Origin of the sequence: Roseovarius sp. ZX-A-9, from assembly GCF_028369135.1 — a bacterium.
Classification (GTDB): domain Bacteria; phylum Pseudomonadota; class Alphaproteobacteria; order Rhodobacterales; family Rhodobacteraceae; genus Roseovarius.
In genome coordinates this window covers 14,668-35,363 of record NZ_JAPWHW010000033.1, presented here as the reverse complement: position 1 = coordinate 35,363, position 20,696 = coordinate 14,668, and the positions used below count along the sequence as shown (strand labels likewise).

Below are 20,696 nucleotides of genomic sequence, written 5' to 3'. Positions count from 1 at the left end.
AGGCCGAACACAAGACTGCTTCTGACAAAACGCCAGCACAAATAGGACTTGCAAAAAAGGAGCCATCCACACAGGACAAAAAAAGCGGCATGCAGGATATGCATGCCGCTTTTTTACGCAGTTCGTCCCAGACAGATGGCGTCAGGCCAATGCGCCTTCGGGCAGCAGTTCGGCGGGCACGTTCTGATAGCAGACCGGGCGCAGGAAGCGGCGGATGGAAAGTGTGCCGACGCTGGTTGCACCGAAATTGGTGCTGGCCGGGTACGGCCCGCCATGCACCATCGAATCCGCCACCTCGACCCCGGTGGGGAAGCCGTTGACCAGCACCCTGCCCGCCTTGCGCTCAAGAATCGGGCGCAGCGCACGGGCGGCATCCATGTCGCCGGCATCTATGTGCAGGGTCACGGTCAACTGCCCCTCCAGACCGCGCGCGATGGTCTCCACCTCATCCGCCGAGGTGGCGCGCACAACCAGGCCAAGCGGGCCGAACACCTCTTCATGCAGCGCCTGGTTGGCAAGGAACTCCGCGGCTGTCGTCTCGTACAGTGCCGGTGCGGCGTTGCGGCCTTCGGAATCGGCCACCACTACCGGGCGCACCGATGCGTCGCTCGAGATGCGCTCACGGCCTTCACAATAGGCGCGCGCGATGCCGTCGGTCAGCATGGTCTGTGCTGCCACATCATTCAGCGCCTCAGCGGTTGCCGCCACAAAGCGGTCGGCGTCTGCCCCGTCCTGAATCACGGCAATGCCGGGATTGGTGCAGAACTGCCCGGCACCCATCGTCAGCGACCCGGCCCAGCCTTTGCCGATCTCCTCGGCACGGGCCTTGGCGGCCTGCGACAGGATGAACATCGGGTTGACCGAGCCCAGCTCACCGAAGAACGGGATCGGCTCGGGGCGTTGGGCGCAGAGATCGAACAGTGCGCGTCCACCGGCGAGCGAGCCGGTGAATCCGACGGCCTTGATCAACGGATGCTGCACCAGTGCCTGACCGACCTTGCGATCACCGCCCTGGATCATCGAAAAGACGCCGGCTGGCATACCGCACCGCTCTACTGCGGCTTTGATCGCCTCGGCAACGATCTCGCCGGTGCCGGGATGGGCCGAATGGCCCTTGACCACAACGGGGCAACCCGCCGCCAAGGCTGCCGCCGTGTCACCGCCCGCAACCGAAAAGGCCAGCGGGAAGTTTGACGCGCCGAATACAGCGACCGGGCCGATGGGGCGTTGCACCATCACCAGTTCGGGACGCGGCGCAGGAGCGCGATCGGGCAGCGCTGCATCATGGCGGCGATCAAGATAATCGCCCTTGCGGATATGCGCGGCAAACAGGCGCATCTGCCCTACGGTGCGGCCGCGCTCACCTTCCAGTCGGGCGGTCGGCAGGCCGGTTTCCTGGGTGCCGATCTCGGTGATGGCCGCGCCGCGCGTGTCAATCTCCTCGGCGATGGCATCAAGGAACGCTGCGCGCGCCTCGCTTGTGGTGGCGGCATAAGCCTCGAACGCGCCTTCGGCGGCTTCGACGGCGCGCTCTACCAACTCAGGAGTGCCGACAGAGAAGTGATGCGCCGGTCCCGTCGCGGGAGAAGATTCGAACGTGGTATCGCCTGCGACCCATGCGCCTGCGATCAGGTGTTTTCCGTGCGGTTTAAAGCTCATATGTCATCTCCTTGAATTCGGCGAACAGGGCCGCGCGACTCAATCGGCCGGGGCTCTTGCATCCATTGCGTCATGCATACAAGATGTATGCAGGAACGCAAGTTTGACAACCACAAGAAGGGACATTCCATGAGCGAAACCACACTTTCCGTGCAAGAACTGACGACACGGGTCACTGAAATCTTCAAACGCGGCGGGTTGTCGCCCCTGCATGCCGGCGCGCTCGGGCGGGTAATCGTCTCGGGCGAGCGCGACGCCTGCAAGTCCCACGGCATCTACCGTATCGAAGGCTGCCTGCGCACCGTCAAGGCAGGCAAGGTCGTGCCCGACTCCGAGCCAAAGCTGACCACCGACGACAGTGCCATCGTGCGCGTCAACGCGGGAGGCGGGTTTTCCAACGCCGCGTTCGAAATGGGCGTTCCCGCCCTCGCCGAGCGCGCGCAGGCCCTCGGAGTTGCGGCGCTGGTAATCAACGATTGCACGCATTTCTCGGCGCTGTGGCCCGAGATCGAGATGCTGACTGATCGCGGGCTGGTCGGCATGGCAATGTGCCCCAGCTATTCCAGCGTTGCACCAACGGGCGGCACCGTGGCACTGTTGGGCACCAACCCGTTCGCGTTTGGCTGGCCCCGTCCGGGCGGTGATCCTTACGTATTCGATTTTGCCACCAGCGTTGCCGCGCGGGGCGAAATCGAATTGCACCGCCGCGCGGGCAAGACACTGCCCGAAGGCTGGGCCGTGGATGCCGATGGCAATCCCACCACCGATCCCGAGGCGGCGCTGGCCGGTGCAATGCTGCCGTTTGGCGGGCACAAGGGCTCGGCCATCTCGACAATGATCGAACTGCTGGCCGGGGTGATGATCGGCGACCTGACCAGCGAGGAATCGCTGGAGGCACTTGGCACGACCACGCTGGCGCCAGCGCATGGCGAGCTGATCCTCGCGTTCGATCCCGCCCGGTTTGCCGGCGGTCGCGGAGGCGATCCGATGGCCCGCGCTGAAAAGCTCTTCGAAGCAATCCTGGGCCAAGGCGCACGCCTGCCATCGCAACGCCGCTTTGTCGCGCGCGCAAAGGCCAATGCCGAGGGCATCACCCTCAACGCAGATGAGATGGCGATGCTGGACCGGCTGCAAACCGGTGGGTTGGACGCCGTCGAATAAACGAAATCCGGCCCTCCTTTGCAGGAGGGCCGGATCTGTTTCGTCTCACGTTTACCTGTCTATCAGGCAGCGTATTTCTGCACGGCACCGGGCTGTTTGCTCCAGTCCGCATACCAGCTGCGGAACAGCTTGAGCTGAGCCTCGGCATAGCCACGCATGCTGTCGCTCAGCACGTCGGTCTCGTTGAAGTGCAGCGTGTATTCTTCGTGCCCGTTCAGTACCATCAGGTACTTGTAGTAGAGGACCAGATCCGCGCCTTCGTCAAACGACGACAGGACATGCAGCGCAGCGTCCAGCTCGAGCGCGCGCTGGCGCGCGTCGGCATCACCAGCTGCGGCGGCTTCGCAGAGCGCCACGAGATGCAGGATCTCGCGCGGCAGGACGTTGCCGATGCCAGTGATCGACCCGGTGGCGCCACAGTTGACGAAACCGTGGTAAACAGACGTGTCGACGCCAACCATCAGGATGATGTCTTTGTCACCGCTGGTGATGTGTTCTGCCGCATAGCTCAGCGCGGCGTCGCCGCCGAATTCCTTGAACCCGACCAGGTTCGGATGCTCGGCGCGCAGGGCAAAGAACAGATCCGCTTTGGTTTCGAACCCGTAATGCGGGCTGTTGTAGATCACCGCGGGCAGGTCCGGTGCGGCCGACAGGACGGATTTGAAATGGTTGCGCTGTGCCGCAGGCGACGGCAGGCGCGAGATCAGGCGCGGGATCACCATCAGGCCTTGTGCGCCGACCTTTTGCGCATGCGCGGCATGTGCAGTTGCCTTGGCGGAATTGACCGCGCCGGTGCCGACGATGACTGGCACGCCGGCCTTGACCAGACGCTCGACGCCTTCCATCCGATCTTCATCGGAGATCAGCGGCCAATCACCCATCGAACCGCAATAGACGACGGCGCTCATGCCGGTGGCGATCAGTTCCTTGCCCATGCGCACCAGCGCATCGAAATCGGGGCTCCGATCTGCCTTGCAGGGCGTCATCAGGGCGGGAATTGTACCGGAGAAAATGCTGTTGGTCATTGCTGGTCTCCTTCGCGACTCAGAAACAGGGGGGCATCCCAGCCGCAGGGCACAATCAGCCACGGGTTGGAATCACAGGGATTATACCCGCTGTATTTTTCTTGTCGACATAAATTTTCGACCGTGAAGCCCACCCGTGTCAGACGGCGGATTCACGCGGCTCAGAGCGCGATGTCAATCCGGCGGTCGTCAGCGATCATGGTGCGGGTCTGGGACACGATCTGATCGGCGTGGCGCCGGGCCAAGGCATCAGACGTTTCAATGTCCCGGTTCTCGATAGCGGTGATGATCTCTTCGTGCTCGACCACATATTCATGCGGCAGCTGATCGTTGAACGACGAATAGTAGAGCCGCAGCAACCGCCGCCCCTCATCCAGAAGCCGCAGGAACAGGCTCTCGTAATAAGGGTTGCGAGCGGCGGCGGCGATAGCGGCGTGAAACTCGCGGTTGGTGCCGATCATCGACAGCGCGTCCTGTGCAGCGACTGCCTGCGCGAACTCCGCCTGGCGGGCGCGGATCGTCACAAGATCTTCGGGCTGGTGGTTCTGTGCCGCCAGTCGTGTTGTCACGCGATACATCAACGTTATCGCATCAAAGAATGCATGCAGGTTCAGCAGGTCGATATTCGTGACCACAGTCGAGCGGTTCGGCAGCGTCGTGACAAGCCCCTCGCCGGCCAGCCGGACCAGCGCCTCGCGGATCGGTGTGCGCGACATTGCCAGCCGCTGCGCCAGTTGGACCTCATCAATCGCACTGCCCGGTGCCAGCGTCAGGTTCAGGATCTCATCCCGTAATACGTCGTAAACGAACTGGACGCCCGACCCGCGCTTGCGCTCCGTGCTCTTTTCAGTGTCCTTGGCGGAAGGGGTAGTGGTCATGTCGGCTCCTCTTTGTCGACAATCAAAATACAAACTCGGACGCCACTTTCAACCTGCAAGCGGGTCGCAGACAAAAAATTCCACCGCGCGTAGTTACCGCGAGTTATCCAGCGTGAAAAGGCCCTAGCCCTCCTACAGGTCCGGCAAAGCCAACCTGCTATCCCTCCGCGGATAGGAGTCTTGAACGCGTAAGCTCAGTCCACAGCCGACTTGCGCAGCCGCGCGATCATGGCAAAGAACAACGGCACGAACAGCACACCCAGCACCGTCGCGGCGATGGTGCCCGACAGCACACCCGCCCCGATCGCCGTGCGCCCGCCTGATCCGGCCCCGGTGCTCAGGACCAGCGGCAGAACCCCCAGCGAGAACGCCATGGACGTCATGATGATCGGGCGGAATCGCTGGCGCGCGGCATCGACGGCGGCGTCGAAGATGGTTTCGCCCGCCTCGCGTCTGTCCCGAGCGAATTCCACGATCAGGATCGCGTTCTTGCCGGTCAAGCCGATCACCGTCAGAAGGCCAACCTGGAAGAACACGCCGTTCTCGAACCCACCCAACCACGCGCCGCTGAGCGCGCCCAGCACGCCGATCGGCATCGCCAGCATCACGGCGAACGGAATCGACCAGGATTCGTAAAGCGCCGCCAGCGACAGGAAGATCGCGGCCAGAGACAGCGCGTAGAGCAGCGGCGCCTGGTTGCCCGATTCCTCTTCCTCCAGTGACAGCCCGGTCAGCGAAATCTGGAAACCCGGCGGCAGTTGTTCGGCAAGCCTGTGCAACTCTGCCACCGCATCGCCGGTCGAGACGCCGGGCGCGGGAGAGCCCTGAATCTGCATCGACGGCACGCCGTTATACCGGTTCACCCCCTGCGGGCCGTAAGTCCAACTCGCGTCGGCAAAATTTGAGAACGGCACGAGGCCTCCGCTTTCGTTGCGCACGCGCCATTTCTCGATGTCCGAAGGCACGCTGCGCGCAGACGCCTCGCCTTGTACATAGACTCTCTTGATCCGGCCTTCGTCCACGAAATCGTTGACGTATGTGCCCGCCCATGCGGTGCTGAGCAGGCTGCCCACATCAGTGGCGCTGACGCCCATCGCGCCCGCCTGACGCCAGTCGATATCGAGGTTGAATTGCGCTGCATCTTCCAGCCCATTTGGCCGCGCTGACGCGATCAGCGGGCTTTGTGCTGCCATGCCGAGCATCTGATTGCGCGCTTCCAATAGCTGTTCATGACTCTGGCCGCCGCGCGCCTGAATATAGAAATCGAACCCCGACACGTTGCCCAATTCGATCACCGAGGGCGGCACGATGGGAAACACCATTGCGCCCTTGATCTGGCTAAATGCTCCGAACGCCCGCCCCGCCAGTGCTTGCGCACTCAGGTTAGGGTCTTCCCGTTCGGACCAATCCTTGAGCCGTACAAAGGCAAGGCCGAGGTTCTGCCCCTGCCCGCTAAAGCTGAACCCGGCGATACCGAACACCGATTCAACAACGTCGGTTTCCTGCGTCAGGTAGTAATTTTCGACCTGCTCGACCACTTTCAGCGTCTGTTCGGCGGTTGTCCCCGTGGGGCCCTGAATCAAGGTGAACAAGATGCCTTGATCCTCGTCCGGCAAGAACCCCTGTGGCGTCCGCATGAACAGCCCGACCATCAGCCCGACGATCACCAGATAGATCAGCCCGACCCGTACGGGGCGCCGCACGATCCAGCCGACACTGCCCGCGTAGCCACCAAGCAACTTGTCGAAGCCACGGTTGAAGAGGCCAAACAGCCCCTTCCTGTCGCCATGCTGTTTCGCCTTCAGCATCGAAGCGCAGAGCGCCGGCGTCAGCGTCAGCGCCACCAGGACAGACAGCGCCATCGCCGAAATGATGGTGACAGCGAACTGCTTATAGATGACCCCGGTCGAGCCGGGAAAGAACGCCATCGGCACGAAAACCGCCGACAGCACCACCGCGATGCCGATCAGCGCGCCGGTGATCTGGCCCATGGACTTGCGCGTCGCCTCGCGCGGGCCCAGCCCTTCCTGCTCCATGATCCGTTCGACGTTTTCGACCACCACGATGGCGTCATCCACGAGCAGGCCGATAGCCAGCACCATCGCCAACATCGTCAGCGTGTTGATCGAAAAACCGAATAGCGCCAGCACCCCGAACGTTCCCATCAGCACGACCGGCACGGCCAAGGTCGGGATCAGGGTCGCGCGAAGGTTCTGCAGGAACAGGAACATCACCAGGAACACCAGCACGATGGCTTCGATCAGCGTCTTGACCACCTCTTCGATCGAGATTTTGACAAACGGCGTGGTATTGTAGGGGATCACATACTCGAAACCCTCGGGGAAGAACCGCGCCAGTTCCTCGATCCGATTTTCGACAGCCTGCGCGGTTTCGAGCGCATTCGCCCCGGGCGCCAGGCTGATCGCCATGCCGGAAGAGGGGCGCTGGTTGTAGCGCGAGATGGTGGCATAGTTTTCGGCCCCGATCTCGACCCGCGCGACATCGTTGACCAGAACCAGCCCGCCGTCGGTCTCGGCCCGCAGCACGATCTGGCGGAAATCCTCGGGCGTGGTCAGCAGCGACTGTGCGGTGATCGTGGCGTTCAGCACCTGCCCCTCGACCGTGGGCCGCGAGCCGAATTGTCCGGCAGATATCTGTGCGTTCTGGGCGCGCACCGCGGTCACCACGTCCTGTGGGGTCAGCTCGAACGCGGCCAGCTTGGACGGGTCCAGCCAGATGCGCATCGCGTATTGCGCGCCAAAGACCCGCACGCTGCCAACACCGTCAACGCGGCTCAGTTCATTGACCATGTTGGTGTTCAGATAGTCACCCAAATCGGTCGCGTCGTAGTCACCGTTCTGGGCGATGAGCGCCACCACCATGAGGAAGCCGGCCGAGGATTTGCGCACCGTGACCCCCTGCCGCTGCACCGGTTCGGGCAGCAATGCGGTGGCCTGCGCCAGCTTGTTCTGAACCTGAACCTGCGCAATGTCGGGGTCTGTGCCGGTCTCGAAGGTCAGGGTGATACTGGCCCCGCCCGCCGCGGTTGAGCTGGACGAGATGTAGCGCAGCCCGTCGAGGCCGGTCATCTGCTGTTCGATCACCTGCGTGACCGTGTTGGCTACCGTTTCCGCCGAGGCCCCGGGATACGAGGCGCTGACCTGCACGGTCGGCGGTGCGATCTGCGGATACTGCGCGACAGGCAGCGTCATGATGGACAGCGCCCCGATCCCCATGATGAAGATCGCGATGACCCAGGCGAAGATCGGGCGGTCGATAAAGAAACGGGCCATGCTCGGGCGCTCCGGTCAATATTTGATCAAGGGATCAATCGGTTTCGGAAATAGCATTTCCATCGGCAGCAACGTCTATTCCGCCGGCTTCTCTGCTGTGTCTGGGTTGGCACTGGGGTCAGCAGCGGACTGATTTCCGCCCTGCCCCGCCGTGGCCGCTTCACGTTCCTGCGGTGTCACGGTGGCGCCCGGCGCTGCCTTTTGCAGACCTTCGACAATGATCCGGTCGCCATCCTCCAGGCCGCCCGCAACCACCCAGTTCTGCCCCTGATCCTGCAGGACGGTCAGCACACGCTGTTCGACGACACCATCGGATTTGACCACCAGCGCCGTCGGCTGGCCGCGCCGGTTGCGGCTGACACCCTCCTGCGGCACCAGAAATGCGCCCTTGGCGATGCCGTTGGGCATTTCGACCTGCACATACATTCCCGGCAGCAGCAGTTTGTCGGGGTTGGCGAACTCCATCCGCAGCACGACGACACCGGTCAACGGATCGACCACCGGCTCGGCAGCGGTCAGTTTTCCGGTCTGGTCAAAGTCGCTGCCATCGGCAAGCGTCAGGGTGACTTCGCGGGGACCCTCGGCCTCAATCCGCGCGGCCATATGCCCGCGTCGCCAATCCAGCAGCTCGGCCGCCGATTGCGTCACGTCCACATAGACCGGGTCGATATTGCGGATCACGGCGAGGGGCTGTTGCTGGCTCGCAGTGACGAGCGCACCGGGGCTGACCATCGAACGACCGATTTCCCCCGAAAGGCGCGCACGAATCTCAGTCCGGTCCAGTTCGATCTGTGCCGCCTTCAATTGCGCCTGTGCCGCCTGCAGGCTGGCCGCTGCGCTGTCACGCGCAGCAATGGCCGAATCCAGCGCCTGTTCGCTGACGATATTGCGGGTCGACAGGGTTTGCAGCCGCTCTGCCTCGCGGTCAGTGGCCTTGCTCTGCGCGCGGGCCTGCGCAACGGCGGCCTCGGCCTGTGCGACGGCGGCATCATAGGTCGCCGCGTCGATCCGGTAGAGCACTTCACCCGCCTTGACCTGACCACCCTCATCGAACAACCGTTCGGTGATGATCCCAGCGACCTGGGGGCGTACCTCGGCCTCGGCGGACGCAACAACGCGCCCCGGCAAGGTCGTCGTCAGGCCAACATCCTGTGCATGGGCCGTCACCACGATGACGGCAGGCGGTGGCCGGTCGCCCTGTTGTTGGGCCAGTGTCGGCGCGGCGCTGATCGCCAACAGGGTCAAGAGCAGGGTCAAGCGCGTCAGGCTAGGAAAATTCAGCATATTCTGAGGATCCGTTCAATACATGCGGCTTCGGGCATGCGGTCAATTCCGTAGAAATTAACGTGCCCTGATTTCGCAGTAAATGATATCACTGCGACAGTCTCGGGCTGCCCTGTCCGCGCGCCTGCTTTACCCATTAACCGTGCCAAGGCCAACCCGCTCGGATAAATTTGGCCCTGGATCGTATGCAAGATCATCGAGCGATGCAGCGCGCTTCACTCTAACCAACTAATCTTAAACGCCTAAACCAGTAACATAATTGTTATACGGCGGCCAAGCGGCCCGGGCGAGGCATTCCTCCCTAGGAGCTTTGCTGCGAATCGCATACATCGGCGGTCACGCTTCTTCTTTTCGTTCGGGGATCACCGCAAGATCTTCGCGCAGCGGCACGGTCTGGCGCTCGATCATCCGGCGCACGACGGGACCTCCGGGACCGCGATGCAGTCCGCGCAGCAAATCCGACAGTTCGGCATCCGATTGTGTTTGGCGTTCATTGTGGCGCACGTATTCGCCCCATGTCGGGACATGATAGCTCTCGCTCCAATGCTCGGGATTTTGGAGATCACGCAACAGCGCCCATTGCTGTGCGCCGTCGCGGATCCGGATCCGGCGCCGCTGGCTCATTGCGGCGAGGAACGCGGGCACGTCGGCGTGGTCGATTTCGTAATCCACCATGACCATGACCGGCCCGCTGCGATAGGTCAGATCAAATCGCAGGGTCGGCTCCTTGAACCGGTTCAGCGGATCGAGGTTCAGCCCGTGAAACTCTGGCAAGGGCAACCGCAGGCCGATCAGTGCGCCGACCACCAAGAGCGCAGCGACCAGCAACAGCGTCGCCGAAGGGCTGGTTGTTTCTGCCAGTGCGCCCCAGGCCCAGCTTCCTGCCGCCATGCCACCAAAGACGGCGGTCTGATAGAGCGCCAGCGCGCGGCCCACGACCCAGCGCGGCGTTGACAGTTGCACCGTCACGTTGAACATCGACAGCGCGAGCACCCAGCAGGCGCCGGTCAGGCCGATGGCCGCGCCGCTTAGCACCGCGTTACCGCTGAGCGCCAGCACGCAACAGCCCAGCGCAAAACCGAGGAACGCGCCGCGCGCAATGATCTCGTTGCGGAACGCCTCGCGCAGGCGGGCATTGGCCAACGCACCACCAACCGCGCCCATGCCGAAACAGCCCAGCATCACCCCATAGACAAAGGCATTGCCTTGAAGCACTTCGCGCACCACCACCGGCAACAGCGCCAACAGCACGACACCTGTGAGACCGAACCAGAACCCGCGCAGGATGACATGGATCAGCTTGGGTGACATGGCGACATAGCGCAGCCCGGCCGAGAACGCGCTGCCGAACGGCTCGCGCGGCAGGCGCGTGTCGCGCACCGGGGATTTCCAGCGCAGTAAGGCGAGGATGATCGCGATATAGCTGAAGGCGTTTACCGCAAACGCGGCCGCCGCCCCCGCAATAGCGACAATGGCACCGCCCGCCGCAGGCCCGACGCTGCGCATCAGGTTGAACCCCATGCTGTTGAGCGACACCGCGCTCGGCAATTCCTCGCGGGTGACGATATCGCCCATCGTGGCCTGCCATGACGGGTTGTGCAGCGCCGTGCCGCAACCGATCAGAAAGGTGAAGGCCAGCAAAAGCCAGGGCGTCAGCAGCCCCTCGAATGCCATGATGGTCAGGCCGACGGACACCACGAACATGAACCCTTGGGCGATCAGCATCACGCGGCGCCGGTCGAAATTATCGGCAAACACCCCGGCGAGCAGTGAAAAGATCATGATCGGCAGCGCGACAGAGCCCTGCACCAACGCCACCATGCTCTGGGAATCGGTGAGCGTGGTCATCATCCACGCGGCACCAACCGCCTGCACCAGCCCGCCGAAATTCGACGCCAAGGCCGATATCCAGAGCGAACGGAACGTCTGGTTGCGAAACAGGATCAGGGGCGACGGGCGGTCAGGCAAGAGGGCTCTCCGGGCAGGATCTGCCAACAACAACCGATTGTTATACGGATCAGGCGGCAGGGCAATCCTTGGAGGTTCGGTTCAGGCGGTGACGGATGCGTTCATGTCGGCCAAAACACGCGCGGCGATGCCAAATGATTTCACCCGCGCGGCATGATCGTGGATCTGGCCGGTCAGGATCATTTCATCGGGGGCGTAGCGGTCGCGCAATGCGGCAAGCTGCGTGCGTACCGATGCCTCGGACCCCACCGCCGAGACGCGCAGCGCCTGATTGACCGCACGGGTCATCTCGGGGCCGATGGCCGCCTCGATATCGTCCACTGGTCTGGGCAGCTTGCTGGGTTGACCAGTACGCAGCCGCGCAAAGGCCTGCTGCATGGACGTGCGTAAATACGCGCCTTCGGCATCCGTATCGGCGGCGAACACGTTGGCGGCCAGCATGAAATAGGGGCGCGCAAGGCTCGCCGATGGCTCGAACCGGCTGCGGTAGAGCTCTAACGCCTGTTCCAGCGCATCAGGTGCGAAATGTGACGCAAACGCATAGGGCAACCCCAGATGCGCAGCCAGTTGCGCGCCGTAAAGGCTGGAGCCGAGAATCCAGACAGGTACATGCGTGCCTTCGCCGGGATGCGCGCGAACCGGCGCGCCGGGGCGGGCATCGCCGAGATAGCCGATCAACTCGATCACATCATCAGGAAAGCGATCCGCCTCCAGCCCCCGGCGCAAAGCGCGGGCAACGGCCATATCGCCACCGGGCGCGCGCCCCAGTCCCAGATCAATGCGACCGGGATGGATGGTGGCCAGCGTGCCGAACTGTTCAGCAATGGCCAATGGTGCGTGATTGGGCAGCATGATACCACCCGCACCGATGCGCATGGTCCGTGTGGCGTCCGCGATATGCCCGATCAGAACCGAGGTGGCGGCACTGGCGATGCCGGGCATGTTGTGATGCTCGGCCATCCAATAGCGATGATATCCCATCTCTTCAGCGGCAATCGCCAACTGCCGGCTGTTGGCAATGGCGGTTGCGGTATCGCTGCCTTCCGGAACGGGCGCGAGGTCGAGAACGGAATAGTGCATGGCCGGGCCTTTCATCTGTGCCCCCATGATCTGGGGATCGCAAGGCAGATCGGCAACCACCGATGCCGTCGTCGCCCTTGTCCGCGTTACCGGCAATGGCGATACGCCGGTCGCCCTTGCGCGCTACTGGGCCGCCACCGCCTTTGGGTCTGCCAGCGCCACCACGTCCATCATGATCGTGTTCAGCTCGAAATCCTTGGGCGTGTAGACGCGTGCCACGCCCATCTCGCGCAGCCGGCGTGCGTCTTCGTCGGGGATGATCCCGCCAACGATCACCGGCACATCACCCAGACCTGCGTCGCGCATCCGGCCCATCAGTTCCTCGACCAGCGGCAGGTGACTGCCCGACAGGATCGACAGGCCCACCACATGCGCACTGTCCTCCAGCGCCGCGCTGACGATCTGCTCTGGCGTGAGACGGATACCGTCATAGCCGATATCCATACCGCAATCGCGGGCGCGAAAGGCGATCTGCTCGGCGCCATTGGAATGTCCGTCAAGCCCCGGCTTGCCGATGAGAAACTTCAGCCGCCGACCTAATCGAACCGACACTGCGTCGACCGCTTCGCGGATGTGATCCAGCCCTTCGGTCTTGTTCGAGGGGCTGGCCGATACGCCCGTGGGGCCGCGATATTCGCCGTAAACGGCGCGCATTTGTGCCGCCCATTCGCCGGTGGTCACGCCTGCGCGGGCGGCGTTGATCGAGGCGGGCATGATGTTCTCGCCCTTGTCAGCCGCTGCCCGCAACGCTGCCAGCGCGGCCTTGACGGCGCCTGCGTCGCGCTCGGCGCGCCAAGCCTCCAGTCGCCCGATCTGCTCGGCCTCGGTGGCCGGATCAACAACCATGATCCCGCCATCCTCGGTCTGTAGCGGGCTGGGCTCGCCTTCAGTGTATTTGTTCACGCCGACCACGACCGTCTCGTTGCGTTCGATCCGGTTCAGGCGCTCGGCATTGCTGTCCACCAGCCGGGCCTTCATGTAATCGATTGCGCCAATGGCACCGCCCATGCCGCCCAGCGTTTCCAACTCGTGCCGCGCGCCGTCCTTCAGCGCCTCGACCTTGGCCTCGACCGCCGGGTTGCCGTCAAAGAGATCGTCAAACTCCAGCAAATCCGTTTCATAGGCCAATATCTGCTGCATGCGCATCGACCATTGCTGATCCCAGGGGCGCGGCAGGCCCAGCGCCTCGTTCCAGGCGGGCAATTGCACGGCGCGGGCGCGGGCGTTCTTGCTGAGCGTCACGGCCAGCATCTCGATCAGGATGCGGTAAACGTTGTTCTCGGGTTGCTGTTCGGTCAGGCCGAGGGAGTTGACCTGCACACCGTAGCGGAAGCGGCGGAATTTGGGGTCCTCGACGCCGTAGCGTTCCTGCAGGATCTCGTCCCACAGATCGACAAAGGCGCGCATCTTGCACATCTCGGTGACAAAGCGGATGCCCGCATTCACGAAAAAGCTGATGCGCCCCGCGAGCGCCGGAAAATCGGCGGCGGGCACACGCGGCTTCAACTCGTCCAGCACCGCAATGGCCGTGGCCAGCGCAAATGCCAGTTCCTGTTCGGGCGTCGCACCGGCCTCTTGCAGGTGATAGGAACACACGTTCATCGGGTTCCATTTCGGCACGTGAGTATAACAGTATTCTGCCACGTCACCGATCATCTTCAGCGATGGTTTGGGCGGGCAAATATAGGTGCCGCGGCTGAGGTATTCCTTGATCAGGTCGTTCTGCACCGTACCCTGCAGCGCGGTTACATCTGCACCCTGCTCTTCGGCCACCGCGATATAGAGCGCCAGCAGCCACGGCGCGGTCGCGTTGATCGTCATCGAGGTGTTCATCTGGTCCAGCGGGATATCGGCAAACAGGCTGCGCATGTCACCCAGATGGCAGATCGGCACGCCGACTTTGCCCACCTCGCCGCGCGCCAGCACATGATCGCTGTCATAGCCCGTCTGCGTCGGCAGATCGAACGCCACGCTCAGCCCGGTCTGGCCGCGCGCAAGGTTCGAACGATAGAGCGCGTTCGACGCCTCAGCCGTGGAATGACCAGCATAGGTACGGATAAGCCACGGGCGATCGGCCTTGCGATCGGACGGGCTGCTCTGACGGTCTTTCTGCGTCTGCGACATGGGCGGGCCTCGTGAATCAATTGCGTAATTTTGTTACGTGTTGCGATTGATACTTGGAAGATTATGCCATTGTCAATTCGCTGCAACGCAGCGACGCTTATCTTTGGCACAGGCCACCCTGCACCAGCCACTTGATCTCTTGCCGGTCTGCTGACGCTGGCGCGCTCTGCCGACGTGGCGGTCAAGGCAAAGGGGTCTGACAGGTGTTTTCAGCGGCCCGGCCTTCGGTCTCTGCACACGGATCGACAACCGGCTTGACACACAAAAATTATATCCATATTTCGTGAAGTATGGATATGAATGACGCACTCCAAGCCTTCGCCGCCCTCAGTCAGCCTACGCGGCTGGATGTGTTTCGCTTGCTTGTCAGGGCCGGAAAGGCAGGCATGTCAGCTGGTGACATCAGCGAATCCCTCAATGTGCGGCAGAATACAATGTCCGCGAACCTCTCGATTCTTGCGCGGGCAGGTCTGATCCGAAACGAGAGGGAAGGTCGCAGTATCCGCTATTTCGCAGATATGGACGGAATGCGCGCCCTGTTGGGCTTCCTGATGGAAGACTGCTGCGGGGGATGTCCCGAACTGTGCCAGCCCGTCCTCGATGAACTCGTCTGTGACTGAGCAACGCCGAGCCTTACCGAACCTTACCTACGAAAGTCCAACATGACCGATATTTCACATTCCGCCGCAGCAGGCCTTGGAACATTTGAGCGCTGGCTTTCCGTCTGGGTGGCGCTTGCCATCGGTGCCGGGCTGCTCTTGGGCAACATCTTTCCGGGCGTCTTCTCTACCTTGGCCTCTCTCGAGGTCGCCTCGGTCAATCTGCCGGTGGCGGTACTGATCTGGGCAATGGTCTATCCGATGATGGTAGGTGTCGATTTCGGCGCGCTTCGGCAGGTGGGCGACAAGCCGAAAGGTCTGATCGTCACCTTGGTGGTGAACTGGCTGATCAAACCCTTCACGATGGCCGCACTTGGCGTGCTGTTCTTCAACTACGTCTTTGCGGGGCTGATCCCACCGGACGACGCGCAGGCCTATCTTGCAGGGGTCATCCTGCTGGGCGCAGCGCCCTGTACGGCGATGGTGTTCGTCTGGTCGAACCTTACGCGCGGCGATGCGACCTATACGCTGGTGCAGGTCAGCGTGAACGATGTCATCATGATCTTTGCCTTCGCGCCCATCGTGGCCTTCCTTCTCGGTGTGACGGATATTGTCGTGCCTTGGGACACGTTGCTGTTGTCGGTCGGCCTCTATGTCATGCTGCCGTTGCTGGTCGGCTACCTGACACGACGGAACCTCGTCGGCAAAGGCGGCGAGGCGGCGGTGGATGCCTTCAAGGCCCGCGTGCAGCCCTTCTCGATCTTCGGGCTGCTGGTGACGGTGGTGCTGCTGTTCGGGTTTCAGGGTGAGGTCATTCTTGACCGCCCGCTGGTGATCGCGCTGATCGCTGTGCCACTGCTGATCCAGTCCTACGGCATCTTTTTCGTGGCTTACGGTGCCGCGCGTGCCTGGCGCATCCCGTTCAACGTGGCGGCACCCTGCGCCCTGATCGGAACGTCCAACTTCTTTGAGTTGGCCGTGGCGGTGGCAATCAGCCTGTTTGGGCTCGGCTCGGGCGCCGCTTTGGCGACGGTCGTCGGCGTCCTAGTGGAAGTGCCGGTGATGCTGTCGCTCGTTGCTTTCGCCAACAGGACACAGCACTGGTTTCCCACCGATGGGGGCAAATCATGACTGTCGTCATCCATCACAACCCCGACTGCGGCACGTCACGGAACGTGTTGGCGATTATCGAGGCGTCTGGCGAAACTCCGGTTGTAATTGACTACCTTCAAACCGGTTGGACCCGCCCGCAGCTTCTGGCGCTGTTTGCCGCTGCCGGTCTGACGCCGCGCACCGCATTGCGGGAGTCAAAATCCCCAGCGCAAGAGTTGGGGCTGCTCGACCCTTCCGTGAGCGATGAGGCTCTGCTCGCCGCGATGCTGGACCACCCCGTTCTGGTCAATCGCCCCATTGTCTGCTCGCCCAAGGGGGTACGGCTGTGCCGTCCGAGCGAGACCGTGCTGGATCTTCTTGACCGCCTGCCATCGGGCCCGATGGCCAAAGAGGACGGCACGCCGCTGATCGACTCGAAAGGAAATCGCGTTGTCTGATACCCCGAACGTTGAAGAGTCGAATTTCCACCCGATCGACAGCAGTCGGCTGTTGTCACCCGACCGGGCGCCACATGCCCCACGCATCCTGCTGCTCTACGGCTCGCTCAGAAAGCGCTCGTTCAGCAGACTGATGACGGAAGAAGCCGCGCGCATCCTGATCCGGTTCGGTGCCGAGACGCGCACCTTTTGCCCCTCGGGCCTCCCCCTTCCTGATGACGCGGAGGCGGATCACCCCAAGGTCCGGGAGTTGCGCGACCTGGTCACGTGGTCCGAAGGCATGGTCTGGTGCTCGCCGGAGCGGCACGGTGCAATGACCGGCATCATGAAAACCCAGATAGATTGGATCCCGCTTTCCTTGGGCGGCGTACGCCCGACACAGGGCAAGACGCTGGCCGTCATGCAGGTCAGTGGCGGCTCGCAAAGCTTCAACGCTGTGAACCAGCTCCGCATCCTAGGCCGCTGGATGCGCCTACTGACCATTCCCAACCAGTCATCCACCCCGAAAGCATTTCTGGAATTCGACGACTCGGACCGCATGAAACCTTCGCCGTTCTACGACAGGATGGTTGATGTCATGGAGGAATTGATGAAGTTCACTCTACTCACCCGTGACAACAAGTCTTACCTTCTGGACCGGTACAGCGAGCGCAAAGAAAGCGCGGCCGAGCTATCCAAACGGGTAAACCAGAGGGCGATTTGATTGCCACCTCATTTGTTGGGAAATATGGCTAACCATCAGCCCCGGACCAAATAAGGGTTTCGACCAGACCATCCCCGTAAGGGGCATATTTCTTCCATATGGCCACTGTAGCGATACCTCTTAGGCATCGACGTAAGACGCTTCAGGAATGAATGAAATTGGGCCGAATCCGAAACGCTACTCAAAATTCGAGCGTTACGTGCGTTTAGAATTCGGCCCAACGCTTTTGCGGTAGGAAAAATCAGAGCGTTTTTATGGTCCGTCCCCAACCGTTTTTTTCGGTGGCGAAGAAGTCCCCGCGGATCAACTGCACCCCCAGAATTTCGATCGGCGCGAATTCACCTAGCGGGTCGTTTTCGATGCTGGCCATGGACACTGTTGCTTGGCCCGTGCGCGTAGACTTCAGCTGAAAATCCGGCGAGGTATCGCGTTCGATAATGCGCCGCGACAAAACTTTTCCATCAGGGCCAGGCTGTACATGCATGTTGAAATGCGGTGCCAGCTTCGGCATGTCCAGTGGCAAATCCTCGGTGAAATCCGCGTGGATCGTCAGAATGTCGGTCCCCTTGCGGGTGACGCGTGCGGTGGCCTTGTCGCCTACGGTTTCCAGCGTGATGTCGGCGAATTTCTTAGGGTAGCCCCAGAGATCACGCCCAGCGGCGATGGCTTCATCGTTGTCTTCGTATTCAAACAGATAGGTCGCCCCTTGCCGCCCTTCGAACTCTACCGGCACGATAATCCCCGCATCCATGAAACGGCATTTGTTACAATTGGAAAAGTCAGACGCGTAAACCACAAAACGGTCGTCCAGTGGAGTATAGGGCACCGGAGCAAGGTAGCTTTGCAGCAGCGCGGGATCGGCCCGGCAAAGTACGCTGAGCGTGACGTTGTCGGGGCATTCATAGGGAACGAACGGGTCTGGAATCAACGGTGCCTGCACCGGCATGTTGTTCCCGTTTTTGATCTCGTGCGACATTCAAGCTCCTTGCAGCGGTTTCAGTTCAGTAAAGTTCCGACCATTCATGGTGGGATTCCATCAACTTGGTCAGGATTGCCCCCAACTGCTCGCGTTCGCGGGGAGTCAGCGAGGCAAGCATCTTGGCCTCGCGCTCAACGAACAGGCGGCTGGTCGTTTCGTAAAGGGCCCGGCCCTTTGGTTTCAGTCGCAGCTTTGCGCGACGTCGGTCTCCGGGATCGCCGCGCGCTTCGATCAGGTCGCGCTCGACCAGCCGGGCAATTGCCCGGCTGACGCTGTTTTTGGGGCGTCCCATCACAAGGCAGATGTCGCGTTGGTTGAGGTCATCCAAGTGGGCAAGGCAGAAAAGCGTGTTCACCTCGTCTCGGACCAATCCATGCGTTTTCTGAAGCTGCTTGTAGACGGGGCCGTTAAAGAAATTGGACCACAGACTCATCCGATAGGCATCGCGTGCTACAACGGGCCCCGCCATCATAGGGGCAAGGAGATCCAGAAATTCATCGCGATCCTGACCATTTTTACCGGCCGTCTGGGAATGGGTTGGATTTTCCATATTTGCTAAGCTCCTCAGATGTATCAGCGTCGCTTTGATCGAAAAGTGCCGGCACAATTTCTATTGAATGACCCACCCACCATCCACGTTTAAAGTATGGCCAGTGACATAAGACGCGGCGTCGGACAGAAGGAATACGATAGCATTCGCGATCTCTTCGGGGCGTCCGACCCGTCCCATCGGGATCAGGCGGTTCTCCAACGCACTACGATAGTCGGGATCGTTAAGATACTTCTCGATCATCGGCGTACGTGTGTATCCAGGTGCCACCGCGTTGACGCGTATACCTTGACGCGCGAGCTCGAAGGCGAAGTTGCGGGTGATCTGAATGACCGCCGCCTTGGTCCCGTCATAGGCCGCGGATGTCGGTCCGTCGACAACCATACCGCCGATCGATGCTAGGTTGACGATGGCCCCCTTGGTGGATTGACTGACCATCACATTTGCCACTGCACGCGAAACGGCGAAAACGCCGCGGAAATTGATCGCACTGGTGCGATCAAACCAATCCATGTCATAATCCAACACCGAGCCGGGTAGCGAAATACCGGCGTTGTTTACCAACAGATCAATGCGCCCATACCGCGCTGTGCAATGATCGACCGCGCGGTCGATCGAGCCGCCGTCGGTCACGTCCATTTCTACCGCGTCAATATCTGTCAGACCCGTCAGATCCATGGCCCCTAACGCTGCCTCTGTGGCATCGGTCGCCACGATGGTCGCGCCCGCCTTGGCCAACGCCTGCACCTGCGCGACCCCAAGCCCGCCACCCGCTCCGGTGATCAGCGCGACTTTGCCATCCAATCGGAATGCATCCATCCTTCTGTTATCCCTTGGTCTTGCTGGGGGAGAGGTCTTTTACGACTTCGCCATATCCGAGAAGAAAATCATAGCGGCTGAGTTCTGCGCCAAGCACCTCGATCACACCAAGATCCTCCAACGGGTCCTGCGGTCCGCTTACGACTTTCAAATCCACGGTTCCAAAGATGCTGTCATGGAGGACAAATCCGGTGACCTGATTTGAAATGATCTGATAGCAATCAGGCAGCGGACCATCCGCCGCCGGAAAGCTCCGGACCTGTAGCCGAGGCTGCATCACTGGCTTTTCAATAGCGTTACCGCCCGGAGTGAAATCCATTCCCATCAACTGCACGCCCCTGCGGATCACTTGAGCTGACACGGCGTTACCAGTGACTGTCATCGGGACGTCAGCCAGCTTTTTAGGATAGCCCCAGATCTCGCGGCCAGCGGCCATAGAATCATCCGTTTCAACGTATTCAAGGGCAACATGTGCGCCGATGAGGTCGCCATAACGCGCCGGAATGACGAGCCCCGCCTCGTTGTAGCTACCCAATGGTCCGGCGTCGGGCGCTTCCATGATGAAAAGCTCGCAGACGTCGCCGACGACCTCGAAGTCAGGCGGCAGAAACTGGCGCAGTCCTTTGGGGTCGCAGCGGCAATAAGCGCTGATCTTGGTGACGTTCCGATAGTGATAAGGCAGCGCAGCATAGAGAGGCGCGGCATGTGGCGTGGCAAAAGGCATAGTCATGGTTTGATCCCGATTTCCAAACGTAAGAGGGTCGCTCTGCCCATATAATTCGGGCGAACAGGGTGGCCGGTCTGCGCGATGCGGCACAGGGTCATGCCCTCTCTAGCACAAGCTTAAAGAAGTTCCAAATGGAACTTGATTTTTAGTCCCAAATAGAACATGGTGACACTCACTGAACTGAGATCGACGCGTGTCCACATGTAGACAAACACAGAGGTACCGGAATCTTTATTTAATAAAACCAGTATATTGCGGTATTTTGGGGGTTTCGCGTCGACTGAATAAATTGGCTTG

General features: G+C 61.4%; 17 protein-coding genes. 5 read left to right on the top strand and 12 right to left on the bottom strand.

Going from position 1 to position 20,696, the window contains the following annotated elements:
• Positions 1 to 141: 141 nt before the first annotated feature.
• Positions 142 to 1,659 carry an aldehyde dehydrogenase (NADP(+)) gene (locus O3306_RS20925; protein WP_272011071.1) on the bottom strand — a complete coding sequence of 506 codons (1,518 nt, stop codon included), beginning with the start codon at positions 1,657 to 1,659 and terminating at the stop codon, positions 142 to 144.
• Between the two features lie 129 nt (positions 1,660 to 1,788).
• Between O3306_RS20925 and O3306_RS20920 the strand changes: the two genes are divergently transcribed.
• A complete protein-coding gene (locus O3306_RS20920; protein WP_272011068.1) occupies positions 1,789 to 2,820 on the top strand; it encodes an Ldh family oxidoreductase in 1,032 nt (343 codons plus the stop codon).
• A gap of 62 nt (positions 2,821 to 2,882) precedes the next feature.
• Here the strand turns inward: O3306_RS20920 and O3306_RS20915 are convergent, their stop codons facing one another.
• From O3306_RS20915 to O3306_RS20885, 7 genes are all read right to left on the bottom strand, one after another.
• Positions 2,883 to 3,845 carry a dihydrodipicolinate synthase family protein gene (locus tag O3306_RS20915; protein WP_272011066.1) on the bottom strand — a complete coding sequence of 321 codons (963 nt, stop codon included), beginning with the start codon at positions 3,843 to 3,845 and terminating at the stop codon, positions 2,883 to 2,885.
• 161 nt (positions 3,846 to 4,006) lie between these two features.
• Positions 4,007 to 4,723 (bottom strand): GntR family transcriptional regulator, encoded by a 717-nt coding sequence (locus tag O3306_RS20910; protein WP_272011064.1) that lies wholly within the window; start codon positions 4,721 to 4,723, stop codon positions 4,007 to 4,009.
• A 194-nt stretch (positions 4,724 to 4,917) separates the two neighbouring features.
• On the bottom strand, positions 4,918 to 8,016 hold the full coding sequence (locus tag O3306_RS20905; protein WP_272011062.1) for an efflux RND transporter permease subunit: 3,099 nt from the start codon (positions 8,014 to 8,016) through the stop codon (positions 4,918 to 4,920).
• Positions 8,017 to 8,091: 75 nt separating this feature from the next.
• Entirely contained in the window at positions 8,092 to 9,300 is a 1,209-nt protein-coding gene (locus O3306_RS20900) for an efflux RND transporter periplasmic adaptor subunit (protein ID WP_272011059.1), read from the bottom strand.
• A gap of 336 nt (positions 9,301 to 9,636) precedes the next feature.
• Entirely contained in the window at positions 9,637 to 11,268 is a 1,632-nt protein-coding gene (locus tag O3306_RS20895) for an MFS transporter (RefSeq protein ID WP_272011057.1), read from the bottom strand.
• An 81-nt stretch (positions 11,269 to 11,349) separates the two neighbouring features.
• On the bottom strand, positions 11,350 to 12,348 hold the full coding sequence (locus tag O3306_RS20890) for an LLM class flavin-dependent oxidoreductase (protein ID WP_272011054.1): 999 nt from the start codon (positions 12,346 to 12,348) through the stop codon (positions 11,350 to 11,352).
• 123 nt (positions 12,349 to 12,471) lie between these two features.
• A complete protein-coding gene (locus tag O3306_RS20885) occupies positions 12,472 to 14,472 on the bottom strand; it encodes a protein meaA (RefSeq protein WP_272011051.1) in 2,001 nt (666 codons plus the stop codon).
• Positions 14,473 to 14,762: 290 nt separating this feature from the next.
• Here O3306_RS20885 and O3306_RS20880 point away from each other — a divergent pair, with 290 nt between their 5' ends.
• From O3306_RS20880 to arsH, 4 genes are read left to right on the top strand one after another with little or no spacing between them, the layout of a single operon-like run.
• Positions 14,763 to 15,092: an ArsR/SmtB family transcription factor gene (locus O3306_RS20880; protein WP_272011048.1), complete on the top strand. Its 330-nt coding sequence runs from the start codon at positions 14,763 to 14,765 to the stop codon at positions 15,090 to 15,092.
• A gap of 42 nt (positions 15,093 to 15,134) precedes the next feature.
• On the top strand, positions 15,135 to 16,202 hold the full coding sequence (gene arsB / locus O3306_RS20875; protein ID WP_272011045.1) for an ACR3 family arsenite efflux transporter: 1,068 nt from the start codon (positions 15,135 to 15,137) through the stop codon (positions 16,200 to 16,202).
• Entirely contained in the window at positions 16,199 to 16,621 is a 423-nt protein-coding gene (arsC, locus tag O3306_RS20870; protein ID WP_272011042.1) for an arsenate reductase (glutaredoxin), read from the top strand. Before arsB ends, arsC begins: the two co-directional genes overlap by 4 nt.
• On the top strand, positions 16,614 to 17,324 hold the full coding sequence (gene arsH / locus O3306_RS20865) for an arsenical resistance protein ArsH (protein ID WP_272011040.1): 711 nt from the start codon (positions 16,614 to 16,616) through the stop codon (positions 17,322 to 17,324). The genes arsC and arsH overlap by 8 nt, the downstream gene beginning before the upstream one ends.
• 241 nt (positions 17,325 to 17,565) lie before the next feature.
• Here the strand turns inward: arsH and O3306_RS20860 are convergent, their stop codons facing one another.
• Genes O3306_RS20860 through O3306_RS20845 form a run of 4 tightly spaced genes read right to left on the bottom strand, consistent with a single transcriptional unit; the run spans position 17,566 to position 20,402 of the window.
• The gene (locus O3306_RS20860; protein WP_272011038.1) at positions 17,566 to 18,270 is read right to left on the bottom strand and encodes an acetoacetate decarboxylase family protein; all 705 of its coding nucleotides are present in this window, start codon (positions 18,268 to 18,270) and stop codon (positions 17,566 to 17,568) included.
• Positions 18,271 to 18,325: 55 nt separating this feature from the next.
• Positions 18,326 to 18,853: a MarR family winged helix-turn-helix transcriptional regulator gene (locus O3306_RS20855; RefSeq protein ID WP_272011035.1), complete on the bottom strand. Its 528-nt coding sequence runs from the start codon at positions 18,851 to 18,853 to the stop codon at positions 18,326 to 18,328.
• A gap of 60 nt (positions 18,854 to 18,913) precedes the next feature.
• Complete coding sequence (locus O3306_RS20850; protein WP_272011032.1) at positions 18,914 to 19,672, bottom strand: SDR family NAD(P)-dependent oxidoreductase; 759 nt, start codon at positions 19,670 to 19,672, stop codon at positions 18,914 to 18,916.
• Between the two features lie 7 nt (positions 19,673 to 19,679).
• The gene (locus O3306_RS20845) at positions 19,680 to 20,402 is read right to left on the bottom strand and encodes an acetoacetate decarboxylase family protein (RefSeq protein ID WP_272011029.1); all 723 of its coding nucleotides are present in this window, start codon (positions 20,400 to 20,402) and stop codon (positions 19,680 to 19,682) included.
• Positions 20,403 to 20,696: the final 294 nt, after the last annotated feature.